General features: G+C 68.6%; 21 protein-coding genes. 20 read left to right on the forward strand and 1 reads right to left on the reverse strand.

Going from position 1 to position 17,752, the window contains the following annotated elements:
• The first annotated feature begins 254 nt into the window (after window positions 1-254).
• The 3 genes from radC (at window position 255) to QFW81_RS17750 (ending at window position 2,385) form a co-directional block, all read left to right on the forward strand.
• Window positions 255-755: a RadC family protein gene (gene radC, locus QFW81_RS15555; RefSeq protein ID WP_280580066.1), complete on the forward strand. Its 501-nt coding sequence runs from the start codon at window positions 255-257 to the stop codon at window positions 753-755.
• Window positions 756-1,351: 596 nt separating this feature from the next.
• Window positions 1,352-1,657, forward strand: a complete 306-nt coding sequence (locus QFW81_RS15560) for a DUF736 domain-containing protein (protein ID WP_280580068.1) — start codon at window positions 1,352-1,354, stop codon at window positions 1,655-1,657.
• A 434-nt stretch (window positions 1,658-2,091) separates the two neighbouring features.
• Window positions 2,092-2,385, forward strand: a complete 294-nt coding sequence (locus tag QFW81_RS17750; protein WP_425604056.1) for a DUF2958 domain-containing protein — start codon at window positions 2,092-2,094, stop codon at window positions 2,383-2,385.
• A gap of 86 nt (window positions 2,386-2,471) precedes the next feature.
• Here the strand turns inward: QFW81_RS17750 and QFW81_RS15570 are convergent, their stop codons facing one another.
• A complete protein-coding gene (locus QFW81_RS15570; protein WP_280580069.1) occupies window positions 2,472-2,771 on the reverse strand; it encodes a helix-turn-helix domain-containing protein in 300 nt (99 codons plus the stop codon).
• A gap of 295 nt (window positions 2,772-3,066) precedes the next feature.
• Here QFW81_RS15570 and QFW81_RS15575 point away from each other — a divergent pair, with 295 nt between their 5' ends.
• From QFW81_RS15575 to QFW81_RS15655, 17 genes are all read left to right on the forward strand, one after another.
• Complete coding sequence (locus tag QFW81_RS15575) at window positions 3,067-3,444, forward strand: DUF2958 domain-containing protein (protein WP_425604057.1); 378 nt, start codon at window positions 3,067-3,069, stop codon at window positions 3,442-3,444.
• Window positions 3,445-3,623: 179 nt separating this feature from the next.
• Window positions 3,624-3,812, forward strand: coding sequence for a transcriptional regulator domain-containing protein (locus QFW81_RS15580; RefSeq protein WP_280580071.1), 189 nt, complete (start codon window positions 3,624-3,626; stop codon window positions 3,810-3,812).
• 55 nt (window positions 3,813-3,867) lie between these two features.
• On the forward strand, window positions 3,868-4,356 hold the full coding sequence (locus QFW81_RS15585; RefSeq protein WP_280580073.1) for a DUF2285 domain-containing protein: 489 nt from the start codon (window positions 3,868-3,870) through the stop codon (window positions 4,354-4,356).
• A gap of 112 nt (window positions 4,357-4,468) precedes the next feature.
• Window positions 4,469-4,696, forward strand: a complete 228-nt coding sequence (locus tag QFW81_RS15590) for a helix-turn-helix transcriptional regulator (protein WP_280580075.1) — start codon at window positions 4,469-4,471, stop codon at window positions 4,694-4,696.
• A gap of 9 nt (window positions 4,697-4,705) precedes the next feature.
• Window positions 4,706-5,569, forward strand: a complete 864-nt coding sequence (locus QFW81_RS15595) for a replication initiator protein A (RefSeq protein WP_280580077.1) — start codon at window positions 4,706-4,708, stop codon at window positions 5,567-5,569.
• 241 nt (window positions 5,570-5,810) lie between these two features.
• Window positions 5,811-6,461 carry a ParA family partition ATPase gene (gene parA, locus QFW81_RS15600; protein WP_280580078.1) on the forward strand — a complete coding sequence of 217 codons (651 nt, stop codon included), beginning with the start codon at window positions 5,811-5,813 and terminating at the stop codon, window positions 6,459-6,461.
• On the forward strand, window positions 6,458-6,691 hold the full coding sequence (locus QFW81_RS15605; protein ID WP_280580080.1) for a chromosome partitioning protein ParB: 234 nt from the start codon (window positions 6,458-6,460) through the stop codon (window positions 6,689-6,691). Before parA ends, QFW81_RS15605 begins: the two co-directional genes overlap by 4 nt.
• Window positions 6,688-7,140, forward strand: coding sequence for a DUF2840 domain-containing protein (locus QFW81_RS15610; RefSeq protein WP_280580081.1), 453 nt, complete (start codon window positions 6,688-6,690; stop codon window positions 7,138-7,140). Before QFW81_RS15605 ends, QFW81_RS15610 begins: the two co-directional genes overlap by 4 nt.
• Window positions 7,137-7,646 (forward strand): S26 family signal peptidase, encoded by a 510-nt coding sequence (locus tag QFW81_RS15615; RefSeq protein ID WP_280580082.1) that lies wholly within the window; start codon window positions 7,137-7,139, stop codon window positions 7,644-7,646. The genes QFW81_RS15610 and QFW81_RS15615 overlap by 4 nt, the downstream gene beginning before the upstream one ends.
• Window positions 7,643-8,284, forward strand: a complete 642-nt coding sequence (locus QFW81_RS15620) for a lytic transglycosylase domain-containing protein (protein WP_280580083.1) — start codon at window positions 7,643-7,645, stop codon at window positions 8,282-8,284. The genes QFW81_RS15615 and QFW81_RS15620 overlap by 4 nt, the downstream gene beginning before the upstream one ends.
• Window positions 8,285-8,322: 38 nt before the next feature.
• A complete protein-coding gene (locus QFW81_RS15625; protein ID WP_280580084.1) occupies window positions 8,323-9,771 on the forward strand; it encodes a DUF3363 domain-containing protein in 1,449 nt (482 codons plus the stop codon).
• Window positions 9,772-9,909: 138 nt separating this feature from the next.
• Window positions 9,910-11,781 carry an IncP-type conjugal transfer protein TraG gene (gene traG / locus QFW81_RS15630; protein ID WP_425604058.1) on the forward strand — a complete coding sequence of 624 codons (1,872 nt, stop codon included), beginning with the start codon at window positions 9,910-9,912 and terminating at the stop codon, window positions 11,779-11,781.
• Entirely contained in the window at window positions 11,778-12,239 is a 462-nt protein-coding gene (locus QFW81_RS15635) for a ribbon-helix-helix protein, CopG family (RefSeq protein WP_280580085.1), read from the forward strand. Before traG ends, QFW81_RS15635 begins: the two co-directional genes overlap by 4 nt.
• Window positions 12,240-12,283: 44 nt before the next feature.
• Complete coding sequence (gene trbB / locus QFW81_RS15640) at window positions 12,284-13,189, forward strand: P-type conjugative transfer ATPase TrbB (RefSeq protein WP_280580541.1); 906 nt, start codon at window positions 12,284-12,286, stop codon at window positions 13,187-13,189.
• A 209-nt stretch (window positions 13,190-13,398) separates the two neighbouring features.
• Window positions 13,399-13,977 carry an RNA polymerase sigma factor gene (locus tag QFW81_RS15645; protein ID WP_280580086.1) on the forward strand — a complete coding sequence of 193 codons (579 nt, stop codon included), beginning with the start codon at window positions 13,399-13,401 and terminating at the stop codon, window positions 13,975-13,977.
• A gap of 10 nt (window positions 13,978-13,987) precedes the next feature.
• Window positions 13,988-14,980, forward strand: a complete 993-nt coding sequence (locus QFW81_RS15650; RefSeq protein ID WP_280580088.1) for a FecR family protein — start codon at window positions 13,988-13,990, stop codon at window positions 14,978-14,980.
• A gap of 58 nt (window positions 14,981-15,038) precedes the next feature.
• Entirely contained in the window at window positions 15,039-17,741 is a 2,703-nt protein-coding gene (locus QFW81_RS15655) for a TonB-dependent receptor domain-containing protein (protein WP_280580090.1), read from the forward strand.
• Window positions 17,742-17,752: the final 11 nt, after the last annotated feature.

Consider the following 17,752-nt stretch of genomic DNA (forward strand, 5'->3'; position numbering starts at 1 on the left):
GCCTCTTGGAGTCGCGGCCATTCGGCTTTGATCCCTGACGCCTTTGGTCCTGGCGGACCTGCGCGCTCCGCTTGCGGGTCGGTTCGTGGAGGAGGGCGGTCTTGCGGTCCGGCCAGGATGTCATGCCGTTCTCGCCCTCAAGGGTGGCGCGTGCCGTGCACGCTTGCGGCCTGCGGCCGTCTGCGACCCTTGACCGCTGCGCTGCGGCATGCGGGCCGGCGCCGGGCAATCCCGCCCGGTACCGGAGCAGGCTCATGTCGTTTTCTTCCTTCGATTCCCCACTGTTCATCCGCGACAAGCGTCGACGCTATCGTCCGGCGAGCGCGGACCAGATCCTCGAGGCGGCGCGGCAGGTGGTCGACCAGCGCATGCAGCGGGGGACGTCGTTTCTGGACCCGTCGACTGCACGGGGCTTCTTCCGCGACAAGCTCGCGGGCCTGGAGCGCGAGGTGTTCGTCGCGGCGTTCCTCGACACCAGGCACCGTCTGATCGACTACGCCGAATTGTTCTTCGGCACCATCGACGGTTCTGAGGTGCATCCGCGCGAGGTGGTGCGACGGGCGCTGGCCTGCAACTCGGCCGCGATTCTTGTGGGCCACAATCATCCCAGCGGCAACCCCGAGCCCAGCGCGGCCGATCGAGCGGTCACGTTGCAGTTGAAGCAGGCGCTGGCACTGGTGGACGTGCGGTTGCTCGACCACATCGTCGTCGGTGGGCACACCACGGTCTCTTTGGCCGAACGTGGCTGGGTTTGAGCCACGTGGTCACGACGGGAGGGCGCGAGCCCTCCCGTTTTCTTGTGCGTCGGCAATGTACGCCGCGCCTTGCCGGACGTGGCGTCGCACGGGCCGTGCCGGAGGGAGCACGACCGGATGCGCGGCCTTTGTGGTCGACATGCGACAGGGCGTTGTCGCGTTGCTGGTCGGAACGATGCCGATGGCGGGACGCGCGGCCTGCGCGTCCCGCGCCCAACTCGCAGCGAGCTGCCGGGGCGACGGAGCTGTCGGGCTTCGTCATTCGGGCGCATGCGTACATTGCCATTGAGCAGACGGCGCCCGCGTCGGCGGCGTGCCAGGTGGACTGGCGTTTCTTTCGGCCCGTTCGACCCATGCGGCCTTCACTTGTCGGCGAATCGTGGTCGACGGTGCGGCTGCGCCTCGGGCTCGTTCCCGCAACCGGACGCGCAAACAATGTCCCCGGCGTGCCGCCTCCTCGCCCACAAATTCTTTGCGCTTCCCGGTCCTCCACTGCGTTGCGGCCGCACGCGGTGCGGGCGCCCGACCGTCGCCTGTCGGATCGCCGTCAAGGCCGCGATGGGCGCGACCTGACACCACCGAAAGGAGACAACACCATGAGCACCATCGGCACCTTCACCAAGTCCGAGAACGGCTACGCGGGCACCGTCCGCACCCTCAACGTCAACGTCAAGGTCAAGTTCGTCCCGAACGACAAGGCCAGCGACAAGAGCCCCGATTTCCGGGTGCTGGCCGGCAACTACGAGTTGGGCGCGGCATGGCAGAAGACCAGCCAGGCTGACCGTGCATACCTGTCGGTCTCAATGGATGATCCCTCGTTCCCGGCGGCGATCTACGCCCGCCTGGTCGAGAGCGACGACGGCAGCTACAGCCTGATCTGGTCGCGACCGAGCAACGATTGACCGTTGCGGCGAAAGCCCCGCTGCATTGCAGCGGGGCTTTTCTTTTGTCGTTTGTGTCGACTGCCACTCCGCCCGGCTTCCCCAGTCAAGGGCCCGCGCAGCGGCCCGTGTCCTCGCCTGCGGCTGCGGGCCGCGCCACCCGCTGCGCTGCGGCTGCGCCGCTCCCTTGACTGCGCCGGGCTGCGTGGCCCGCGGTCTCCATCGGCTTGTTGCGAACCCCTGCTCCTGCGGAGCCGGGGCCACGCAACGCACCAATGACGAAGGGTAAGACGACCATGCACCTCCTGACCGACGAACAACGTGAGCGCCTGCTCGCTAACGGTCTACGCACAGCCGCCGGCGAAACCATCGACCCGCCACCGGTGTAACGCTGTTCACGACGGACGGCGCCGCGACCTGGCTGCTGACAGAGCTGTCCGGGGGCGATCCCGATATTGCCTTCGGACTCTGCGATATCGGCCTCGGGTTCCCGGAACTGGGCTACGTCAGCCTGGGCCGAGCTTCGGCAAGTGCAGGGGCTGCTGGGCCTGCCGGTCGAACGTGATCTGGGCTTCGCAGCGAAGTATCCGCTGAGCGTCTATGCGCGTAATACGAGGCTGGACGGTGTCATCGGGGCCTGGGCGCTCAAGGCCCCGCCGGTTGGCGGACCTTTCCGTGCATGGCGTCGTGGTCAGTTTCGTAAGGCGCGTAGGCCGTGTCGTTTCAGCCGGCTTCTCGATGCAGCTTGATCAGCCGAGAGGGAAGTTTCAGCCGTATAGGTTCACGCAGGAGACTTGCCCGTGTGAGCAAGAAGCCTGGGAAGGTTCGGTGCGCTTCATCCCGCCGAACTAGTGTCTTTCGCGTTGACTATCCTGAGTTCCCGCACCGTCTGCGTAAGCAGCACTTCGGCCTTGCCTTCATCATGCCCTGCGTAGGCCAGCGTCAACAGCGTCAACGGATGCACCCCCATCACCTCGCAAAGTTCTTCAAGCTTGTTCAACGTCGGGCTTTTCAGCCCCCGCTCCAGCGAACTCATGTAGGTGCGACTGGAGATGTCGGAGAACGCTTCCTGGCTCAAGCCGCGGGCCTTGCGGATGGTCTTGAGCGCCGCGGGCAGGTATGACTTGGCCTTCATTCTGGGAGTCCGCCAAATCCCAGAATCTCAACCGTTTGCGTCCTTTAGGGCTACAATCTATAGTGTTCGTCATTGACTCACCAGTGCGGTAGCTCTTCGCAGCCGGGGGTCATCCGGCTGTAGCGCACGGTGGCAACGCGGCTCGGGCCGTCCGGAGAGCCGCTGCTTTCCACGCTGAGGAAATTGCCGGAAGATGCCTGCGCGCGGCCGGAGGCCGGCGCACGGGGATCTTGCCGTAAAGGCGTCATGACGGAATGGTGGAATGCCGTAGAACCGCAAAGCCGGATCGCCGGCTTTGCGTGAGCTGTTGGGGGCGGGTGAACCCGCGAACGACGACGTGAATCTGATACCCAGCCAGTTGCGCATCCGTTTGCTCGCCAACGGTGCGCGCACAGCCAATGGCGAAGACCATGACCCGTATCCGGTGGTGCGGCTGTTCGTCGCCGACGGACCAGCGTCGTGGCTGCTGACCGAACTCGATCCCGACGATCCGGATCTCGCCTATGGCCTGTGCGACCTCGGCCTGGGCGCCCCGGCATTGGATTACGTGCGCCTGTCGGACCTCGCCACCGTCGCCGGCGATCAAATCCGCTGCGACATCGACTTCGCGGCGCACCAGCCGCTCAGCGCCTATCTGAGCGAGGCGCGCGAGGCCGGCGCGATCCGACCGTAGTCACGGCACGACGTATTGTCGTCGTTACGTCACTACGCTTCTCAGCAAGCGACCCCTGTCGCAAACACGCCGACGGCGGTGCGACAATGACTTGAACTTTGCGCGCGAATCGCGTTCGATGCACCCTGCACGCCGCGCGTGCCGCGACACTTGCCGAGTTTGACCGCAGGAATAAGGCCATGACGGATGACGCCGCCTGGCAGCCCTCGGCTGCCTACCTGTACGTGCTGCACCTGAAGGGACCGAACCTGGCGTGGGAGTTCCTGCGCCGCAATCCCCACTACCGCGCCGACTGGTCGCGTGCCGTACACGGCACGGGCGACGTCGCGCACTGGGGGTTGTCCTTTCCCGGAAGACCCGAACCTTGATGCGCGCGACGCGCAGCCGGTCTGGCATCGCCGACACGGACGATGGACGCGGCTGGTGCCTGACGACGATCCGGCCGCTGCGCGGTTCGACCTCTGGGCCATCCCCGGCGCCAAGTCGCTGACGGTTGATGGCGCCGATTTGCACCTGCACGTCCGCGCCGGCAGCGAGTTGATCGGCTTGGTGCTGTCCGAGAGGCTGCACGATGGCGACCACTTCGCCTGCGTGGTACCGGTCGGTGCCACGATCCAGCGAGCGCGTCAACTGCTCGACCTCGCGTTCGGCCTGCTGCGCAGGCCGCGTGTCGGCACGCGCACGTCGGTATCGCGTCCCTCGCGCAGCGCGGTTGTCCATGCTCGCGCATTGCAGGCGCTGGATGGCGCCCTCGCCGGTGCCTCGCAGCGTGAGATCGCCATCGCCGCGTTCGGCGAGGCGCGCGTCGCCGTGGACTGGTCGGCCGACAGCGAACTGCGCGCGCAGGTGCGCTATCTGATCCAGCGCGGTCGCGCGCTGATGGAAGGGCAGTACCGCACCTTGTTGGACTGACTACGCGGAGAGCCGCGCTGACGCGCCGATTCTCCCTTCGCTGCGCTGTTGCACTCGACCAACGTGTTCCGGACCGGCAGCCCTGCGCCTGCCGCCGACGGAGCACGCTGCGATGGCTTCGACTGCACCCGAAAACGCACCGCGCTATCTGACCAACGCCGAAGCGGCCGCCTGGCTGAAGCTTTCGCCGCGTACGCTGGAGAAGCAGCGCGTGATCGGCGGCGGGCCGCCGTTCCGCAAGTTCGGTCGCCGCGTGCTCTACGCCGTAGCCGATCTGGAGGACTGGTCGGCTGCGCGCACCTGCGAATCGACGTCTGACCCCAACTACCCGGTGCGCTGAGCGTGCACGGTGTCCGCCGAACGCGACCGCACGCCGCTGGCGCGGTTCCGCGCTTTGCCCGGCGACTTCGCGCCGCGCGACGCGCAGGACCTGATGGCCTGGCCGTTCTTCTCGCTGGCCAAATCCCGGCGCACCCGGCCAATCGACTTTCGCAGCGGCGGCGTGACGGTGCGGGTGGAAGGCACGGCCGAGCACGGCATCGCCACGATCTGGGATGCCGACGTGCTGATCTGGGCGGCCTCGCAGTGGATGCAGGCGCACGATGCCGGGCTGCCCACCTCGCGCCGGATCGTCACCACGCCCTACGAGATCCTGCGCTTTATCGGCCGCGGCACCTCGCTGCGCGACTACCAGCGGCTGCGCGCCGCTTTCGACCGCCTGCAGTCCACCAGCGTCGCCACCTCGATCCGGGAAACGACTGGCCGGCGCTTGCACCGCTTCTCCTGGCTCAACGAGTGGAAGGAGCGCGCCGACCGCAGCGGTCGGCCGCTCGGCGTCGAGCTGATCCTGCCGGACTGGTTCTACGCCGGCATCGTCGAGCATTCACTGGTGCTGACCATCGACCCGGCGTACTTCCGGCTTTCAGGCGGCATCGAGCGCTGGCTGTACCGGCTGGTGCGCAAGCACGGCGGCTCCCAGCGCGCCGGCTGGCGCTTCGGCTTCCGTCACCTGCACGCCAAATCCGGCAGCCAGATGAGCTGCGCCGACTTTGCGCTCTGGTTGCGGCGGATCGCGAAGCGACAACCGCTTCCCGGTTACATGCTCCACGTGGAGCGCGATCGCATGGCGAACGAAACGCTCCTGTTCCGTCGCGTGCCGTTCGCAGCACGCGTGCCGTCGCGGCACTGTGGACAACGGCGGGAAAGCTTGTGAACAGCGTCGTGCCATCACAAGTGCCGACTGTCGTGCCATCACACGTGGAATCCTCGTGCTATCACACGTGCCAACCCCAGAAAACGTCAACACGCACGCGTACTTGCACGCGCCGTAACGCTCTAACGCTTAAAGGCATAACGGTGGTAGGCATCCGCCGCTCCGGTGGACAACTGCTCCCACGCCATACACCGACCGCACATCCACGCCGCTTCCACCACGACGATGGAGGCGCAAGCGGATGATCGTCGCGCTGCTCAACCAGAAGGGCGGGGTGGGCAAAACCACGCTCGCCACCCACCTCGCCGGTGAACTCAGCACGGGCGGCAAGCAGGTCGTCGTCATCGACGCCGATCCGCAGGGCTCCGCGCTGGACTGGGCGCAAAAGCGCAGCCACGGTGGCCGGCGCCGGCGCTTTGGCGTCGTCGGCCTCGCACGCGAGACGCTGCACGAGGAAGTGCCGGAGCTCGCACGTCGCGCCGACCACGTCGTCATCGACGGGCCGCCGCGCGTCACCGCACTGGCGCGCTCGGCGATCCTCGCTGCCGATCTCGTGCTCGTTCCAGTTCAGCCTTCGCCCTACGACGTGTGGGCGTCCAGCGAGATCGTCGCCCTGGTCAACGAGGCGCGGCTGTTCAAGCCGCGGCTGAAGGCGGCCTTCATCGTCAACCGCTGCGTCGTGCGCACGCTGATCGGGCGCGAGGTGCGTCAGGCGCTCGAACAGGACACCACGCCGCAGGCCATGCCGGTGCTGGCCTCGACCGTCAGCCAGCGCGTGGTGTTCGCCGAGGCCGCTGCGCTCGGGCAACTCGTCGACGAGATCGATGCCGCCTGCCCGGCCGCGCAGGAGATTGCGCGCCTGGGCGATGAAGTCCGCGGGTGGATGCGATGAGCACGCGCCGCATCGGGCTCGGACCGCGGCCGACCCGCGATGCCGGCGCCGAGGCCTGGGTGCGCGGCAACGGCCGGACCGACGGCTTCACCGCACGGCTGACCGTCGATGTCACCCCCGACCTGCGCAGCCGGATCAAGGTCATTGCCTTCCAGCGCGGCGTCACCGTCGCCGTGATGCTGCGCGCCCTGCTCGAGCGCGAATACGGCGAGGGGAGGGAGGCGCCATGACTCCCCTGACCCGCGTCGCGCTGGTGTGCCTGCCGGGTCGCTTGTCGATCTGGCTGCGCTTCGGGCGGCCGTTGTGGGAAGACGCGCCCGAGCACCGGACCCGCAGCGTCTACTTTCCGCCCGGTGCGATCTTCGCCCGCGTCGAAGGCCGCGCCGATGGGCGGCAGCAGCTGGCAGTGCTGCGCGCCGCCGGCCCCGGCGAACGCGTGGCGTGCCTGGATGGGATCGCCCCGGGCGCGCAGCTGCTGCTGCATGCGACGACGCCGGCCAGGACCGCGCAGGTGCTGAACGCGATCGCCACGATCGAGGCGCAGCACATCGCGCCGGAGGACGTGAGCGAGGACTACTGGTGCGTGCTCCACCAGCGCCTGCTCGCGGGCATCGCGCCGCCGGTCTACACCGCCGCAGAACACACCGCGGCGGTGCGGCGCCGGAACCTGCTGTCGTGACCCGGCAACAACGCCGGCTGCTGGGCACGGCCGCGGTTACGGTGCTGCTCATCGCTCTGGCCACCTTTGCACCGTGGCCGGCGCCGCTGTTCTACAACCCCAGCGACAGCGCGCCGCGCGGCTGGTACCTCCTGCGGCCAATGCAGGCGTGGCGGCCGGGCACGCCGGTCTTCGCCCGGCTGTCGGCGTCCGCCGCACAGCTGGCGCACCGGCGCGGCTACCTGCCGCAGCACCTGCCGGTCCTGAAACGGATCGGCGCGGTCGGCGGGCAGCACGTATGCGTGCGCAACGGCGTGGTCCGAATCGACGGCCGCGAGGTCGCGCGGGTGCTCGAACGCGACGGCCACGGCCGGCCGCTCGCGGCCTGGCCCGGCTGCCGCACGCTGGCCCCGGACGAGGTGTTCCTGTTTGCGGCCCGGCATCCGGCCTCGTTCGACAGCCGTTACTTCGGGCCGGACCGGCGCGACGCGATCCTCGGCCGTGCGGTCCCGCTGTGGACCTGGTGAAGCGCCTCGCCTGCGCCGTGCTGCTGGCGGCGGCTGTCGCCGCGCCCGCGCACGGCTGCGGCCTCGCGCAATGGCAGCCGCACATCGCCGAGGCATCGCGGCGCTACGCCGTGCCGGAAGCGTGGATCCGCGCGGTCATGCGCGCCGAGAGCGCCGGGTGCACGCAGCTCGACGGCCGGCCCATCACTTCGCATGCCGGTGCGATGGGGCTGATGCAGATCATGCCGGCGACGTGGGCGGACCTACGCCGGCGGCACGGCCTCGGAGACGATCCGCACGATCCGCGCGAGAACATCCTCGCCGGCACCGCCTACCTGCGCGAACTGGCCGACCGCTTCGGCGTGCCGGGTGCGTTCGCCGCCTACCACGCCGGCCCCGGCCGCTACGCCGCGCACCTGCAGCGTGGGGCGTCGCTGCCGGCGGAGACGCGGCGTTATCTCGCGCAGGTCTCCGCGGCGGCCGGGATCGACGGAGCGCCGCAGGTCGCCGGCACCGCCGATGCGCCGATCGATCCGCTGTTCGCGATCCGCAGGGCGAACGCCGCCGCGTCGGCAGGCATGCCCGCGTCGACCGGCCGCCTGTTCATGCCGCTCCGGCATGCCCAACCACCCGCGGAGACTGCTCATGTGCAGCCGTGAGTGCGTTGCAGTTGCGGGGGCTTTGAAGAACCGGTGCTTTGGGGCTGGCGGGCAAGATAGAAGGGGGCGGCACGGCCGCGCGGACAAGTGCTTGTCCGGATTGGATTGGCCACGGCACGCGACAGTGGCAGCGCGTGCCGTCGCCGTGTGCAAGTCGTTCATCGCATTGGGATTCGTGCGTGCCGTCTGCGACAGCCTGCGCTGCGGCACGTGGGAGCCGCGCCATGGCTGACCGCGACGACGACTTCCGCCCGCGCCCGACCCCGCCGCGCGATCGTGGTGCGCGGCGCACGCCGCGCTTCATCAGCCAGGTGCTCAAGGCCACGTCGAAGGCCGGACGTTCGCCGCAGCGACTGCTGGCGAACGCCACCGCGCGGCCGGGCGCGGGGCTGGGTCGCGGCCACGTCGCCGCGCGCCTGGCGGGGCAGTCGCTTGGGCCGCGTTCGCGTCGCGCCATCGTCAAGGCGCGGCTGGTGGTGCTAAAGCGCGCCGGTGAGCGATCGACGCAGAAGCACCTGCGCTACATCGAGCGCGACGGCGTCACCCGCGAGGGCGGACGCGGGCGGTTGTACGGCCCAGACACCGATTACGCCGACGGCGACGCCTTCGAGCGGCGCTGCCGCGAGGATCGCCATGAGTTCCGCTTCATCCTCGCGCCGGAGGACGGCAACGAGATCGGTGATCTGCGCGCCTTCACCCGCACGCACATGGCCCAGGTGCAGCGCGACCTCGGCACCCGGCTCGATTGGGTGGCCGTGGACCACTGGGACACCGACGATCCGCACACGCACATCGTCCTGCGCGGTAAGGACGACCTCGGCGCCGACCTGGTTATCGCCCGCGACTACATCGGCCATGGCATGCGCCAGCGCGCCGCGGAGCTGGCCACCGACTGGCTGGGCCCGCGTTCCCGCCACGAGATCGAACGCCAATTCGTGCGTGAGGCGCAGCAGGACCGGTGGACGACGCTGGACCAGGCGTTGACGCGTAGCACGCGGGACGGCATGGTGAGCCTGCGCGACGTGCCCGGCGATCTCGGTAGGCGCCGCCATCGCGCGCAGCTGATCGGCCGTCTCCAGCACTTGGCGAAGCTCGGCCTCGCCGAGCGGCAACGCGGCGCGCAATGGTCGCTGCATCCGGAGGCCGAGCGCGTCTTGCGCAGCTTGGGCGAGCGCGGGGACATCATCCGCACGATGCAGCGCAGGCTCGGCAAGCACGCGCACGAGCACACCATCTGGGATCCGGCGAAGGGCAAGCCGCTGAGTGGCAGGATCCTCGCCAGCGGCCTGAGCGACGAACTCCACGAGCGCGGCTACCTCGTCGTCGCCGGCAGGGACGGCCGCGCGCACTACGTCGATCTTGGCAATCGCGCGGACCTGTCGCGCTATCCCGATGGCGCGCAGGTTTTCGTCCGTCCGGCACCGCGCGCACCGGATCGCGCGATGGTCGTGATCCAGCGCACACCTCTGATCGGCCGCTCGCGCTGACGCGTGGGGAATTTCCCGGTGCCTGCCGTCTTATGGAAAAGCCCGGAGGAGACGGGGCAGGTGTCGGTTTCTCCATCCACAGGAGTGGCGCGGTCGGGAAGGATGCCAAGGCTCGGGCGTCGGGAGCCGTGGACCGCAATGTCGGACAGCAAGCGATGGATTCCCGCGGCGCTGGTCGCCGCGATCGCGCTCGTGGGCACGTGGACGGCGACGCAATGGGTGGCCGCCACGCTGCGCCACGATCCGCGCCTCGGTCCGCCGTGGTTCGTCCTGCAGGACATACCGGTCTATCGGCCGTGGCAGCTGTTCCCGTGGTGGATCGCGTTCGATGCGTGGGCACCGCGCACCTTCAATCTGGGTGGCCTGATCGCGGCCGGTGGTGGCCTGCTCGCTACTGCGGCGGCGCTGGGTGGGCGTGCATGGAGTGGTCGGCAGTCGCCGCCGACCACCTACGGTACCGCGCGTTGGGCGAACGAGGCCGACGTCCGCACCGCCGGCCTGCTCGCGCGCTCGGGCATCTTCCTCGGCAGGCTCGGCAGTGCGTACCTGCGACACGACGGCCCGGAGCACGTCGCGGCCATCGCGCCCACGCGTTCAGGCAAGGGCGCCGGGCTGGTGGTGCCGACGCTGCTGACCTGGCCGCGCTCGACGGTAATCCACGACATCAAGGGCGAGCACTGGCAGCTCACCTCCGGCTGGCGTGCGCGCTTTTCCCACTGCTTGTACTTCAATCCCACCGATCCGCGTTCGGCCGCCTACAACCCGCTGCTGGAAGTTCGCCGAGGCACGCGGGAGGTGCGCGATGTCCAGAACATCGCCGACCTGCTGGTGGATCCGGAAGGCGCGCTCGAGCGCCGTAACCACTGGGAGAAGACCTCGCACGCGCTTCTGGTCGGCGCCATCCTGCACGTGCTGTACTCCGAGCCGGACAAGACCCTGCGCGGCGTCGCCGACTTCCTGTCCGATCCCGCGCGTCCGATCGAGCGCACCTTCGCCGCGATGCTGCGCAGCCCGCACCTGGGCGATCGGCCGCACCCGGTGGTCGCCTCGGCCGCGCGCGAGATGCTCAACCGCAGCCCGAACGAACGCTCCGGCGTGTTGTCCACCGCGATAAGCTTCCTCGGCCTGTACCACGACCCTACCGTTGCCACCGTCACCTCGCGCTGCGACTGGTGCATCGACGACCTGGTGTCCGGACCTGTTCCAGTATCTCTGTACCTGGTGGTGCCGCCCTCGGACATCTCGCGCACGCGGCCGCTGGTCCGGCTGCTGCTCAACCAGATCGGCCGGCGCCTGACCGAGGCATTGCCACCGGCGGAGGCAGCGCGACGCCGGTGGCCGTGGCGTGCGCAGGCGGATGGCGGCGACGCGCACCACCGCCTGCTGTGGGTGCTGGACGAGTTCCCCGCGCTCGGCCGGCTGGACTTCTTCGAAGAGGCCCTGGCGTTTATGGCCGGCTACAGGATGCGTGCGCTGCTGATCGCGCAGTCGCTCAACCAGATCGAACAGGCCTACGGCGCCAGCAACGCGATCCTCGACAACTGTCACGTCCGCGTTGCCTTCGCGCCAAACGACGAGCGCACCGCGAGGCGCCTCTCCGAATCGTTGGGCGTGGCGACCGAGGTCCGCACCAGCCGCAGCTACGGTGGCGACCGCATGTCGCTCTGGCTCGGCCACGTGAACGTGTCGCGACAGGCATCGCCCCGTCCGCTGCTGACGGCAGGCGAAGTGATGCAACTGCCACCGGACGAGGAACTGGTGCTGGTCGCCGGACACCCGCCGCTGCGTGCGCAGAAGCTGCGCTACTTCGTCGATCGCAACCTGCTCGACCGCGTGCTGCCGCCTGCAGCGCTCGCGAACGGCAACTACGCCGACGCGCCTGCGCCCCGCGCGCACGACTGGGACGGCTGCATCATCGAACGTTCGGCCGTACCGGACGACGAGCCCGAGGCCGCGGAGCTCGTCGACGACCATGGCGACGAAGCCACCTACGAGCGGTTGCCGCTATGAGCCGCAGCCGCCTCAATATCTTCCTGGAGCGCGAGCACGCGCGGCGCCTCGACGAACTGGCTGCCACTCGTGGCGTGTCGAAGTCCAGCATCGTTGCCGCGGCCCTGGCCTCGTTCCTGTCGCCGGACGGCGCCGGCCGGCGTGAGGCGGCCATCTCCCGCCGTCTCGATCGCCTCACCCGCCAGTTCGAGCGACTGGAGCGCGACCAGACCATCCTTACCGAGACCGTGGCGCTGCACATCCGCCACTTCCTGTCGGTGACGCCGCCCTTGCCAGAAGCCCACGTCGATGCCGCCCGGGCACAGGGCCGGGCGCGCTTTGAACAGTTTGTCGAGCAACTGGTGGTGCACCTGCAGAACGGAACGCGAATTCGTCACGCGATCGAAGAGCGGGTCCCGGAGGTCTCGGCATTCGCTGAGGGCGAACCGGAGGACGCGCCGTGTGCGGACCCGCCTTGAGCGGCCCGGCCGAGGGCGCCCTTGCCGTCGAGCGCCGCATCCGCATGTTGCGTACGGCGATGGGGCCGGTGATCGCCGCCGCGCTGGAGGATCCGCAGGTGGTCGAGGTCATGGTCAATCCCGACGGCACGTTGTGGCTGGACAAGCAGCGCAGTGGTCGCGAGCCGGCCGGGATCACCGTGCTGCCGCAGGATGCCGAACGCATCATTCGCCTGGTGGCTGCGCATGTGCGTGTGGAGATCCACGCAGGCGACCCGGTGCTCTCGGCGGAACTGCCGGAAACCGGCGAACGCTTCGAGGGCCTGCTACCACCAGTGGCGCGCGCGCCCACCTTCGCCATCCGCAAGCACGCCAGCAGCGTCATCCCGCTGCAGCAGTACGTGGCCGATGGTGTGATGACGCGGGCACAGGCCGACACCCTGCGTGCCGCGGTGCGCGAACGCCGCAACATCGTCATCGTCGGCGGCACCTCCAGCGGCAAGACCACCCTGATCAACGCCCTACTGGAGGTGATCGCGCAAACCCGCGACCGCGTGATCGTGCTGGAGGACACCGTCGAGCTGCAGTGCCTGTCCGACGACCACGTGGCGCTGCGCACCAGGCCCGGTGTGGCGACGATGGCGCGGCTGGTGCGTTCTGTGCTGCGGCTGCGGCCGGACCGCATCATCGTCGGCGAGGTGCGCGGCGCCGAGGCGCTGGACCTGCTCAAGGCCTGGGGCACCGGGCATCCAGGCGGCATCGCCTCGATCCACGGCGACTCGGTGCGCGGCGGCCTGTTCCGCTTCGAGCAGCTGATCCAGGAAGCCGTCGTTACCGTGCCGCGGCCGCTGATCGCGGAAGCGATCGACCTCGTCGTGCACCTCGAAGGCCGCGGCAGCGAACGGCGCGTGCGCGAGATCGCACGGGTCAGCGGGTTGGATGGGCAGGACTATCGTGTGGAATCCGCGTAGCAGAGGGGCTTTTTTCGCTTTCCGAGGCTATAAGACGCAGCACGACCACGTTCTCCCTACCTCTCCGGCCCACGCCGCGGAAAATTCGTAAAACTCACGGCAATTGCTTGATCTGCAACGCCCCGCGCTCGATGATCGGGCCATGGCCCCGAGGCTTCCTGCGCAACAGTTGCCTGTGGCGCGCGGTGGGGCGTGGTGGATCGGGACGGATGAGCAACGGCTTCCAGCCAGCCTGGATCATCGCGGTGGCGCAGGCTGCCGAGTCGCCGCTGGACGAACGGTTCGAGGGCTTCCTGCGCGACGAGCGCGAGGCGCTGCTGAAGTTCCTGCGCACCCGCCTGCCCACCGAGGAGGACGCGCAGGACGCGGTGCAGGAAAGCCTGATCCGGATGATCCGCTACCGCGACAGCGAGCCGCCGGAAGCGTGGAAGCGGCTGCTGTACCGCATCGGTGTCAACGTCGCCAACGACCAGCACCGCTACGCGCGCAGCCACCATGCCGCCGCTCACGTAACCGTCGACGACGCGCTGGGCGCCACATCCACCGATGAACCCACCCATGATGAGCACCTTGCGCAGCAGGAGGAACTGGCCGCCGCGATCGAGATCATCCTCACGCTGCCGCCGCGCTGCCAGGAGATCTTCCTGCTCAACCGGGTCGAGGGGATGACGTACGTGCAGGTGGCCGAAACCTGCGGCATATCGCTCAAGGCCGTGGAGAAGCACATGACCCGGGCCTTGACTGCGCTGCGAGCGCAGTTGGGTAAACGCGGCCCGTCTGCGTCATAAGGATACGGGCATGAGCCAGATTCCACCGCCGCAGACCGAACGCAACCAGGCCGAGCGCTGGTTCATGCGCATGCAGATGGGCAACTGCACCAGCGCCGACCGCGCCGCCTGCGCCCGCTGGCGCCTCGAGGATCCGGCGCACGCCGCCGCCTATGCGGAGGTGGAGCGCGTGTTCCAGCTGGCCAAGCGCGCTGGGGAAGATCCGCGCCTGCGTGCCGCCGCCCGGCTTGCGCGCGAACGGCTGCAACGCAAGCGTCGCCGGGGCGGCGTGCTGCGCTGGACGCTGTCGCTGGCCAGTGCCGCCGTACTGGTGTTGGCGCTTGGCATTGGCTGGCGCTCTTGGAACCCGCCGCAGCCCGAGGAGCACTACGCCACCGCGGTCGGCGAGCGCCGCACCCTGACCCTCGACGACGGCTCCGTCGCCCTGCTGGATACAGACTCGTCGCTGGCCGTGCGCTACAGCCGCCTGCGCCGCGAAGTGGTGCTGGAACGTGGGCAGGCGCAGTTCACCGTGGCGTCGCAGCCCAAGCGCCCGTTCCTCGTGCACACCGGCCTCGGCACCGTCCGTGCCGTCGGCACCGAGTTCCAGGTGCGCAGGCGCAGCAGCGGCGTCGAGGTCATGCTGATCAAGGGCGTGGTAGAAATTAGTGCCGCAACTGGCGACGACGCGCCGCGCGTGGCCACGCTCGCCCCGGGCGAACAACTCGACTTCGACGCCGCCGGCCGCTGGGACAAGCGCAGCTTCGACCCGGAGAGCGCCAAGAGTTGGACCGAGGGACAACTCGTATTCCGCAGCCGCCCGCTGGCGGAGGTAGCCGCGGAGATGAACCGCTATAACACCGTCAAGATCCGGCTGGGCCAGCCGGCCTTGGACGAGCTGAAGATCAGCGGCCAGTTTTATAGCAACGACCCGGCCTCGCTGATCCAGGCACTGGAACTGGGCTGGTCGCTGCGGGCCGAGCGTTCCTCCACCGACGAGGTCGTCCTCTACCGTCGCGATTAAGGCACTTTGTCCCGGTCCTCAGCGGTGAGGTAGGGAAAGGTTTCCGGGGTTCCGTCTTATGGGCATCGATGCTGCCGCGCCCACGCGTGCGGTCGAGGCGTCGTTCCACTGGCACTACCGGGGAAACGGCATGGGGAAGAATAAGCTGCGGGTCGCCATTCTCAACGCGATCCTGTTGATGGGCGGCGCACTGGCGTACCCAGCCATTGCCTACGCGCAGGACCAGGCGCTGGCCTATCGCATCGATGCGGGGGATCTGGAGAGTGCACTCTCCAGCTTTGGTACCCAGAGCCGCATCCAGCTGATCTACCCACCGGAACTGCTGAAGGGCAAGCGCAGCGGCGGGCTGACCGGCAACCATCCGCCGATGGATGCACTACGACAATTGTTGCAGGACAGCGGACTGGAAGCAGAACGCGTTAACGCGCGGACGGTGGTGATCAAGAGGGCTGTGCCTGCGGTGAAGCCGCAAGCAGAGACACGTAATCCTCCGTCAACCACACAGTCAAGAGAACCGGAGGTGCAGGATCTAGGCAACATTACCGTGACCGGCACACGTATTCGTGGCGGCACCTCGCCCTCGCCGGTGATTACCATCGGTGCAGAGCGCATCCGCGAGGAAGGTTTCACCGACCTGGGTGGGGTGATCCGCAGCGTGTCGCAGAACTTCTCCGGTGGACAGAACCCGGAAGTCCCCAGCGCGAACCTGCTCGGTGCAGGGCTTGCCAACCAGAACTTGACCGGAGGCTCCGGCTTGAACTTGCGGGGCCTTGGGCCGGACGCGTCGCTGACGCTGCTCAACGGGCGTCGCCTTCCCTACGACGGGTTCTCCCAGGCCATCGACATCGGCGCGATCCCGGTCGAAGCGGTGGACCGGATAGAGATCGTGGCCGATGGTGCGTCAGCGATCTACGGCTCCGATGCGGTGGGCGGGGTGGCCAACGTCATCCTGAATCGTGGGTTCGACGGGGTGGCGGTGGGCACCCGATACGGCACCGCCACCCGCGGCGGCTTGACGACGCGGAGCCATACCGCCACTGCCGGCACCTCGTGGGGGACGGGCGGGTTGCTCGCCACCTACAAGAACGAGTCTGTCGACCCGATCTATGCCGATGAGCGCAGCTACACCGCATCGCTTGCCGGGCCCCGGACCATCTACCCGGCCAGCGATCTGCGCAGCGGCCTCGTCAGCGCGCACCAGCAGGCCGGCGAGGTTGCCGAGCTCCGTCTCGATGCGTTCCGGTCGACCCGGGGGCAGCAAAACGAGTTCGTCCTCGCCGCGGCCACCCCGTACTACCGTCTTGCGCCGGAGACCACGGTCGACTGGGTCTCGCCAGGCATCGATCTCTTCCTGCCGCGCGACTGGACGCTGACCCTGGGCGGGGCATGGGGCAGGAATGAAAGCGTCTCGTCTCAGTCCTTGATCAACCCTTCCTCCGGTGCGTCCACGCGTCTGTACAGCGAGTGCTATTGCAACGAGGGCCGGTCGTACGAACTGGGTGTGGAAGGCCCCCTGTTCCGTCTGCCGGGTGGCGAGGCGCGGCTGGCGGCCGGCCTCGGTCGCCGGACCAACCGGTTGCACGTGGACAACTACCTTGCGGACGTCAACGGGCTGCCGAGCTACCAGGGCGCCGAGTCCAGCCGTTTCGCCTATGCCGAGATGCAGCTGCCATGGATGGAGACTGCGGCCGGCTCCGGAGGCCCGCGGCGCCTCGTGACGACACTCGCGGCCCGCAGCGAGGACTACGACAGCTTCGGCCGGGTCACGACTCCGCAGGTCGGCGTGATCTACGGTCCGAGTCCGGACGTCACTCTGAAAGGGAGCTGGGGCAGGTCGTTCAAGGCGCCCACGCTCTACCAGGGCTACTACTACGTGACGGCGCTGCTCTATCCCGCGGCGGCACTCGGCGGTGCCGGCTATCCCCCCGATGCGACGGCCATCTACCTCGTCGGCGGTGACCGGAACCTGAGCCCGGAACGGGCCCGGACATGGACGGCGTCCCTCGCTTTCCATCCCGAGGCGCTGCCCGACCTCGAGGCGGAGCTGACCTGGTTCGACATCGACTACGAGGATCGCGTGGTGCAGCCTTTCGCGAACGCGGCACAAGGGCTCAGCAATCCGGTGTATGCACCGTTCGTCGACTACGCGCCGTCCGCCGGCGAGCAGTCCGGAGTCATCGAGAGTGCGGGCTCGTTCCTCAACTACTCGGGCGCGACGTACGACCCAAGCAACGTGGTGGCGATACTGCGCGGCCGCTTCGTCAACGTGAGCCGCCAGCGTGTCGAAGGCCTGGATCTGTCGGCCTCGTACCGGATCGACGCGGGCGCGGGCCGCCTGACGCTGCGCGGGTCGGCGACCTGGCTGGACAGCAGTCAGCAGCTCGCCCCAGGCCAGGCCGACACCCGACTCGCCGGCACCCTGTACAACCCGGCGAAGCTCAATGGCCGGCTCGGCGTGGTCTGGAACCGCGGCAACCTCACCGCCTCGACCTTTGCCAACTACACGAGCGGCGTCGATGACACGGTGAACGCCGAGGAGGGTGCGTCGTTCAGTACGTTCGACGCGACGCTGCGCTATGCCATCGATCGGGACCACAGCCGATGGCCCGGACTCGAGCTCGCACTCTCCGCACAGAACCTGTTCAACCGAAGCCCGCCGCTGCACACGCCGGCGCCGCAGGTCTACGCCCTGCCGTACGACCCGACCAACTACTCGGCAGTCGGCCGGTTCCTGGCACTGTCGGCCTCCCTGAGGTGGTGAGCGTGGAGGGT

It is taken from the genome of Luteimonas kalidii, assembly GCF_029887935.1.
Classification (GTDB): Bacteria; Pseudomonadota; Gammaproteobacteria; order Xanthomonadales; family Xanthomonadaceae; genus Luteimonas; species Luteimonas kalidii.